Annotated in this window: 5 protein-coding genes; 3 read left to right on the forward strand and 2 right to left on the reverse strand. The window is 63.4% G+C overall.

The window, feature by feature from the left end:
* Window positions 1-6: 6 nt before the first annotated feature.
* Together KHO23_RS16075 and KHO23_RS16080 are read right to left on the reverse strand one after the other, a co-directional pair.
* Window positions 7-1,371, reverse strand: coding sequence for an ATP-binding protein (locus KHO23_RS16075; protein WP_211612193.1), 1,365 nt, complete (start codon window positions 1,369-1,371; stop codon window positions 7-9).
* Window positions 1,371-2,030 carry a response regulator gene (locus tag KHO23_RS16080; protein ID WP_211612194.1) on the reverse strand — a complete coding sequence of 220 codons (660 nt, stop codon included), beginning with the start codon at window positions 2,028-2,030 and terminating at the stop codon, window positions 1,371-1,373. Before KHO23_RS16080 ends, KHO23_RS16075 begins: the two co-directional genes overlap by 1 nt.
* 356 nt (window positions 2,031-2,386) lie before the next feature.
* On the opposite strand from KHO23_RS16080, the gene KHO23_RS16085 reads away from it, so the two are divergent.
* The 3 genes from KHO23_RS16085 to KHO23_RS16095 are packed head-to-tail and all read left to right on the forward strand — an operon-like array spanning window position 2,387 to window position 7,912.
* Window positions 2,387-3,748: a TolC family protein gene (locus KHO23_RS16085; protein WP_236066870.1), complete on the forward strand. Its 1,362-nt coding sequence runs from the start codon at window positions 2,387-2,389 to the stop codon at window positions 3,746-3,748.
* A complete protein-coding gene (locus tag KHO23_RS16090; protein WP_211612195.1) occupies window positions 3,738-4,865 on the forward strand; it encodes an efflux RND transporter periplasmic adaptor subunit in 1,128 nt (375 codons plus the stop codon). Before KHO23_RS16085 ends, KHO23_RS16090 begins: the two co-directional genes overlap by 11 nt.
* Window positions 4,862-7,912 carry an efflux RND transporter permease subunit gene (locus KHO23_RS16095; protein WP_211612196.1) on the forward strand — a complete coding sequence of 1,017 codons (3,051 nt, stop codon included), beginning with the start codon at window positions 4,862-4,864 and terminating at the stop codon, window positions 7,910-7,912. Before KHO23_RS16090 ends, KHO23_RS16095 begins: the two co-directional genes overlap by 4 nt.
* The last annotated feature ends 520 nt before the right edge of the window (window positions 7,913-8,432 follow it).

Genomic DNA, 8,432 nt, shown 5'->3' on the forward strand with positions numbered 1-8,432 from the left:
GAACGATCAACTTTTGGCCGCAACAGGCGCCACAAGCTCATACACTGTCAGGCCAAAAACCGACACGCACAGCCCGGTCCGCCCGACATTATTCCGCATCGAAAGCGCAAGCTGATGCCGTGCGGCGATTCGCGCCACGATCGCCAACCCGAGCCCGCTGCCCTCGCCTTGCGCGTCTTCCCCTCGATAAAACCGATCGAAAACACGCTCGATTTCAGCCTCCGGTATTCCGGACCCGCTATCCACCACGTCGAACCCCACCCGCTCGCCAGCGCGCCTCAGAATCACATCCACACGCCCGCCCCGCGGCGTATGCCGGATCGCGTTGTTGAGCAGATTTCCCAGCAACACACTCATTCCATGCGGCTCGGCGAGTACCGTATAGGCATCGTAGCCCGTGCGAGCGTCTTCACACTCAAGCCCGAGATCGATCTCCCGGGTCTCCGCGAGCAGCGAAAGATCCCCCACCGCCTGCTCGCCGATGCGGCGCATACTCACCGGCACCATCGACGTCACGGGATGCGCGTCCTCGCGCGCCAGCGTCAACAACTGCTGCACCAGGTGAATGATCCGGTTGACGCGCCCCTCGACGCGCTCAAGCGCTTGCCCCTCGCCTTTTAACGAGCCGTCGCGGGACGCCGCCTGCAATTGCAGCTTCAGCGCGGCAAGCGGCGAGCGCAACTCATGCGCGGCATCGGCGATAAACGTGCGCTGCGCCTGCGAGGCAACGTTCAGGCGTTGCAGCAGATCGTTGAGCGCTTCCACCAGCGGTTTGATTTCGACCGGCACGGTGCCGTCCAGATGCAACGGCTCCAGCGAATCGAGCGAACGGGTCGTCAGCGCACGCGTCAGGCCGCCAATCGGCGCGAGTCCCCTTGCCACCACCAGCAGCACCAGCAGGATCGTCACCGGCACCAGCACGCCGAGGGGCCACAGCGTATGCAGCGCCAGTTGCAGCGCGAGGTCCTCGCGCACGGAGATCGGCTGCGCAACCTGGATATAACGGTCGCGCTGTTCCAGGCCGAACGCGCGCCAGTGAACCTCGCCGCGCTCGACCGTGCTAAAGCCCGCGGGCAAACGCGAAAACACCGGTGCCCGCGTCGAGTGATAGATGAGTTGGCCGGACCGGTCCCAGATCTCGATCACGACCCGGTCGTCGGCCAGATCGCCCAGGTCGGGGTTGCGATGTTCGCCGTCGCTCGCACCGGCCAGATTCGACGGCAACGACAGCGCCACAGTGCGCAGTTCGTAGTCGAACAGTTCGCTCGCTTCTTCGCGCGCGGTGTGAAAGATGCCGAAGCCGGCCACTCCCGAGGCCGCGGCCAGCCCGAAAATCAGCCAGCCCAGCAGCCAGCGGCGAATCGACGTCATCAGCACCTCTTCAGACGGTAGCCCACGCCGCGCACGGTCACCACCTGCTCCGCACCGATCTTGCGCCGCAAGCTATGCACATGCACTTCGATGGTGTTGCTGCCCACTTCCTCGCCCCAGCCGTACAACTTTTCTTCCAGCTCGGCCTTGGTGAACACGCGCGTGGGTTCTTCGATCAGTGCCTGCAGCAACGCGAACTCGCGCGGCACGAGCGGCAGCACGTCGCCGCTTTTGGTGACTTCATGCGCTGCGGGATCGAGTGTGAGTTCGCCGTGCGCATAGATGGGTTGCTTCTGGCCGGTGCGCCGGCGCAATAGCGCGCGCACCCGCGCGGCCAGCTCGTCGAGATCGAAGGGTTTGATCAGGTAATCGTCGGCGCCCGCATCGAGGCCGCGAATCCGCTCGTCGACGGCGTCGCGCGCGGTCAGGATAATCACCGGCGCGGCACCGCCGCTCTTGCGGTACGCATTGAGCACGTCGATGCCGTCTTTCTTCGGCAAGCCGAGATCGAGCAGCACGAGGTCGTACACGCCGTTACCCAGCGACAACTCCGCCGCGCGGCCGTCTTCGGCCCAGTCGATCGCATAGCCCGAACGGCGCATCGCGCCCAATACCGTCTCCGCAATCATGTCGTCATCTTCGACGAGTAACAGACGCATGGCCTCTCCTTTTTCCAGTTTGTCCGCATTGTCCGGCGTGTTAGCTTAACGCTTCCTTATGACATCCTTAAGGGAAGCTTAGGCGACGCTGAAGGGAAGCTGATGGGACGCTTAAATTTCGGTTAAGCGTTCCTTAAGCTCTCCATGAGCAGAATCGGCACCTGTTCTGCGACATCCGCTCGCGGCTGTCCCACCCTTTGCTCAGGAGTCGGATTTTGCCCGTTTTCAACGCCGCCGCAGCGGCCATTTCAGCGGCCACCTCAGCAGCGAGGCGACCGGCCGGCCAGAGCGCCGCGCTCGCGGCTCAATCGTCGGCCAAGTCAGCGACTATCCCTGCGGCACGGTGGCGCGTACTCGTGCCCCTCTGCGCAATCCTGCTCGGCGGGTGCACGTGGTATCACCGCGAGCCGCTCGCACCGCAAGATACGTCGACCTCCTCCGGCTCGCTCGAACGCATTCAGATCGATCCTTCGACCATGCCGTTGCCGGAACTGGCCGCGCATCGTTTCGATCCGTCCGACGGACTCGATATCGACGAAGTCGCGATGCTGGCCGTGGCGAACAATCCTGACCTGAAGCTGGCTCGCGACGATCTCGGCATCGCCCGGGCACAGGCTTACTCAGCCGGACTGCTGCCCGACCCGCAACTGAGCGTATCGAGCGATTACCCGGGCGCGACCGGCACCACGCGCGCGTTCAATTATGGTCTGAGCATCGACGTGATGGCGATCGTGCTGCGTAGTGCGAACAAGCAATCCGCCGACGCGACGGTGGCCAAGACCGATCTCGGCCTGTTGTGGCAGGAATGGCAGATCGTTGCCCAGGCGCGGCAGTTGTTCATCAAGACCCGCTTCCAGCAGGACACGCTGCCATTGCTGCAACAACAGCGCGACCTCGCTCGCACGCGCTACGAGCGCATGGCCGAAGCGCACCGCGACGGCAATCTGACCGACGACACACTGACCGCCGCGCTCACCGCATACAGCGACGCACGCAAGCAATTCACCGACGCCGAACGTGCCGCGGAACAGACTCATCACGACCTGAACGCGCTGCTCGGCCTCTCACCCGAGGTTCAGTTGCACCTCACCGGCAGCGAAGATACGGCCGAACTACCCGACACAACGCTCGACGCGGCACTGGCCAAACTTGCCCAGCGCCGCCCGGACCTGATCGCGCTGCAAGCGGGGTATGAAGCGCAGGAGCAGAAATACCGCGCCGCGATTCTCAGCCAGTTCCCGAGTCTTTCCGTGGGTTTCGTGCGTGCGCGAGACACCTCGAACATCTACACCAGCGGCTTCCAGATCAATCTGAGCCTGCCGATCTTCAACCGCAATCAAGGCAACGTCGCGATCGAAAAAGCGACGCGCCAGCGCCTGCGCGACGAATATCAGTCGCGCCTGAATCAGGCGTATGCCGACGTCGCCCATATGCGCGCGGACAGCGTGATTCTCGCGCGGCAGTTGCAGCAAACCGAGCTCGCGTTGCCCGAGGTCGATCTTGCCGCGCGACACGCGGCTGCGGCCTACGCGCAGCACAATCTCGTGCTCGGCGCGTACGCCGATGCAGAAAGCGCCGCGCTCAGCAAACATATCGACGTCGTCACGCTGCGCGAATCGCTCGCCGAACAACGCGTCGGCATGCAGGCGCTGCTCGGCAGCGCGATCCCCGACGCCTTCACCTCCGCTCAGACCTTCACCGAAACTCATGCGAAATAGCCCACTGTCGGCGCGGCGGCCGCGCATCGCCTCTTATGCGATTTCCCTTGCCTGCGCCGCGCTCATGAGCGCCGCCGTCCTCCCTGCCGGTGCAGCCAGCGCCTCTACGGGCGACGATGCAGCCGACCAATCCGTCGTATCCGTGCAAACCGTACGGGTACAGCGTGCGGTCATCGCGCAACCGGTCCGCGCGTATGGCATCGTCGCGGCGTCCGCGTCGAACCTGACCACGGTCAATCTGCCGTACCTCGCGCGTATCGTGCAGATGCGCGTGCAGGCCGGCCAGAGCGTCACGCGCGGCACGCCGCTATTCGTTGTGCAGGCCGATCCTGCCGCGGTACTTGCCGCCACCCAGGCCAAGAGCGCGGTAACACTGGCGCAAGGCGAACTCGCGCGCACGCAATCGCTGTACGACAAAGGACTCGCCACGCAATCGCAACTCGCCACCGCCCGCAAGGCCGCCGATGATGCGCAGCAGGCGCTCGCCGCGCAGAACCAGACGGGAGTCGCGAGCGGCAACAAGGTCATCGCGGCGCCGATCGACGGCGTGGTTTTGCAGGTGTCGGCAGCACAGGGCGATCAGGTGCAGCCTGGCGCCGCGATCCTGCAACTGGCCGGCGGTAGCGGCCGCGATGCCCGCGCGAACGTGACGCTCGGCGTCGAACCGTCGGACGTGTCCGCTATCCATGCCGGCGACACCGTCACGTTGCATGGCCTGTCCACCTCCCTCGCGAAGGCCGCGGTAGACGGCCATGTGGTGCTGGTCGGGGCATCGGTCGATCAGCAAAGCCAGCTCGTCAACATCGGCGCGAACGTCCCGCTCGGACAGAGTGCGTTCATTCCAGGCACGCGTGTCGGCGCCGATATCGCGACGCGCAGCGGCACGCATTGGGTCGTGCCGCGTGCCGCCGTGCTGAAAGACGACAAAGGCGCGTACGTGTTCCAGATTACGCCGCAAAACAAGGCGCACCGCGTGGCCGTCGTCACGCAGGTCGAGAACGGCGACCGCTACGGCGTGGACGGCCCGATCGACGGCGCCCAGGGCCTCGTCGTCAGCGGCAACTATGAGTTGAAGGACGGCATGACGGTGCGGGCTGCGGGAGGCGCGCCGCGATGAATTTCGGTCAATGGATGCAGAAGCACCGGCGCTCGCTGCTGTTCGTGATCGCGTTGCTGGCGATCGCGGGCGCGCTGACCGCGTTTCGCCTGCCGATCTCGCTGTTCCCGAACGTCGCCTTTCCGCGCGCCGTTGTCGCGCTCGACGCGGGCGACCGCCCCGCCGAACAGATGGCCACGCTTGTGACCATGCCGGTCGAAGAGGCGCTGCGCCGCGTGCCGAACGTACGCGATGTCGAATCGACCACGAGCCGCGGTTCGGCGGAAATCTCGATCAATTTCGACTGGGGCACCGACATGGCGCAAGCCACGTTGCAGGCACAGTCGGCGATTAGCGAGATCCTCGCGACGCTTCCACAAGGCACCTCGATGCAGGTGCGGCGCATGGACCCGACGGTGTTCCCCGTGCTCGCGTATAGCTTGACGTCGAAACAGCAATCGCTCTCGGCGCTGCGCGATCTTGCGCAGTTCCAGATGCGGCCGTTGCTGTCGTCCGTGGAAGGCGTGGCGCGCGTCGAAGTGACCGGCGGCGCGCAGGACGAATTTGAAGTCGCGATCGATCCGGCGCGCCTCGCCGCCTACAAGTTGTCGCTCTCGGACGTGTCGAAAGCGATCGGCGCGAGCAACGTGCTGATGGCCACCGGCCGCATCGAGGATCACTACAAGCTGTACCTCGTGATTGCCAACACCACGATCACGCAACTCGACGAGCTGCGCAACGTGGTGGTCTCGGCCAACGGCGCGACGCAAATCCGTCTGGGCGACGTTGCAACGGTCCGTCAGGGCGTCGTGCCGCAATGGATGCGCGTCACCGCCGACGGCCAGGACGCTGTGCTGCTCAACGTCTTCCAGCAGCCAGGCGCGAACAGCGTGGCGATGGCCAAGGCGATCCGCGCGAAGCTCGCCGACTTCCAGCATCAGATGCCGGCGGGCGTGCATCTTTCGAACTGGTACGACCAGAGCGAGCTGGTGATCGCTTCGGCGAGCAGCGTGCGCGACGCGATCATGATTGGCGTGGTGCTGGCTGCGTTCACGCTGTTTGCCTTCCTGCGCAACTGGAAGATCACCGCGATCGCGGTTGCGCTGGTGCCCGTTGTGATGGCCGCGACGATCCTGCTGCTCGACGTGTTCGGCATGGGGTTCAACATCATGACGCTCGGCGGGATGGCCGCCGCCGTCGGCCTCGTGATCGACGACGCGATCGTGATGATCGAACATATCGTGCGACGCATGCGCGAAGGTGGCGCGCACAAGTTTCACGGCCGCGTGATGGCGGCGGCGCTCGAATTCACGCGGCCGCTTGCCGGATCGTCGGCGGCGACGCTGATCATTTTCGTGCCGCTCGCGTTTCTGTCGGGCGTGACGGGCGCGTTTTTCAAGGCGCTCTCGGTGACGATGGCCAGCGCCCTGTTCATTTCGTTTCTTGTCACCTGGCTCGCGGTGCCGATTCTGTGCGACCGCTGGCTGACGCCCAAAGACGCCGAAGAGCACAAGGAAACCCGCTTCGCCTCATGGATGAACCGGCGTTACGGCTTTCTGATCGAACGCGTGACGGCACGCCCGGTTCTCGTGCTGCTTGGGGTGCTGCCGCTGATCGTGGTGGCCGCGTTCGCCTTCACGCGGGTGGGCAGCGGCTTCATGCCGAGCATGGACGAAGGTGGATTCGTGCTCGACTATCACACCGATCCGGGCACCTCCGTGACCGAAACGGACCGGCTGATGAAGCAGATCGAGGGCATCATCCGCGCGAATCCGAACGTCGCGACTTACTCGCGCCGCACCGGCGCCGGTCTCGGCGGCGATCTGAACGAGCCTAACAAGGGTGACTTCTTCGTGCGGTTGAAGTCGACTGGCCGCGAGCCGATCGGAACGGTGATGGAAGAGATCCGTTCGAAGGTCGAGACGCAGGTGCCCGGCGTGAGTATCGAACTCGCGCAGTTGATGGAGGACCTGATTGGCGACCTGACGGCGGTGCCGCAGCCGGTCCAGATCAAGATCTACTCCGACGATCAGACCACGCTCGACACGACCGCACGCAAGGTCGCGGCGCAGATCGGCAAGATTCAGGGCGTGGTGGACGTCAACGACGGCATCAATCCGGCGGGCGACGCACTCGAATTGCACATCCGGCCCGAAGCTGCGGCGGCTGAAGGCATGGACCCGCAGTCGATTGCGCAGGCCGTGTCCGACATGGTGGAGGGCAACGTAGCGACGCAATTCCAGACCGGACCGAAGACGGTGGGTGTGCGGGTGCGCGTGGCCGGTGCGTTGAAGCTGACCGATACGCAACTGGGGCAGTTGCAGATTCGCGCGCCGGACGGCCATCTGTTCGCGTTGAATCGTGTTGCCGATCAGGTAAAGGTGACCGGCCAGCCGGAAATCAGCCGCGACAATCTCAAGCGGATGGTGGCGGTGACGGCGCGAATCGACGGCCGCGATCTGGGTTCGACGATTGCCGACGTGCAGAACGCGTTGAGCGACAAGAGCTTGTTGCCGAGCGGCGTGTATTACGAGCTCGGCGGGTTGTACCAGCAACAGCAGATTGCCTTCAAGGGCTTGTTGACTGTGTTCGGCGCCGCGATTGCGTTGGTGTTTGGATTGCTGCTGTTTCTATACGAACGCTTTCGGGTTTCGCTGGCGGTGATGGCGATGCCGTTGCTGGCGTCGGGTGCGGTGTTTATTGGGCTGTGGATTACCGGCATCGAGTTGAACATCTCCGCGATGATGGGGATGACGATGATTATCGGTATCGTGACTGAGGTGGCGATTTTTTATGTATCTGAGTTGCAGGGGTTGATTCGGGATGAAGGTGTTGGGTTTGAGGAGGCTTTGATTGCGGCTGGGCGGAATCGATTGCGGCCGATTGCCATGACGACGATTGCAGCGATTCTGGCATTGCTGCCGCTTGCGTTTGCCCTCGGGCAAGGGTCGGCTATGCAGCAGCCTTTGGCGATTGCCATTATTTCCGGGTTGATTGTGCAGTTGCCGTTGGTGTTGTTGTTGTTGCCTGTGTTGTTGAAGTTGTTGATGAAGAAGCAGGCTATTTGATGTTTTGGGGTTATGGCTGAGCGGCGCTTTCGTTTGTTTGCCTGGGGCGTTGGCCTTTCCTTGAATTCTTAGTGGTTTATTAGCGTTGCCCCTGTGCGGGGCGGCACCTACTTTTCTTTGCCTGCCGCAAAGAAAAGTAGGCAAAAGAAAGCGGCTCAAACCGCTAACTCTTAAGCGGGTCCCCCGCGCAGTTGCGGTAGTGGTGCATCTGGAATCCGTGCCCTCGCGCATTCGGCGTCAGTGACAAGGCAGTCATACTTCCGGCGACGCTGCGCGCGCCGACACGTATTTCCTGGAACCGTCTGTTCGGTTGCGCGCGCGAGTTTCACCTGCCGCAGCGATTCGCAGGCGTAGCCCCTTCTGAGGGTGTAATTAGTTTTGTGTAAACGGTCATTTGGCAGGAGACTGTCAGTAACAGGAGCGACGATGACCGTAGCGAAACGCAACAAACGAGTGAAACCCGATCCTGAGCTCGTCAAGCTGGCTGACAGCCTGCTGACGAACTATCAGAAGCCGGAAG

Source organism: Paraburkholderia haematera (assembly GCF_905220975.1).
Taxonomy (GTDB): Bacteria; Pseudomonadota; Gammaproteobacteria; order Burkholderiales; family Burkholderiaceae; genus Paraburkholderia; species Paraburkholderia haematera.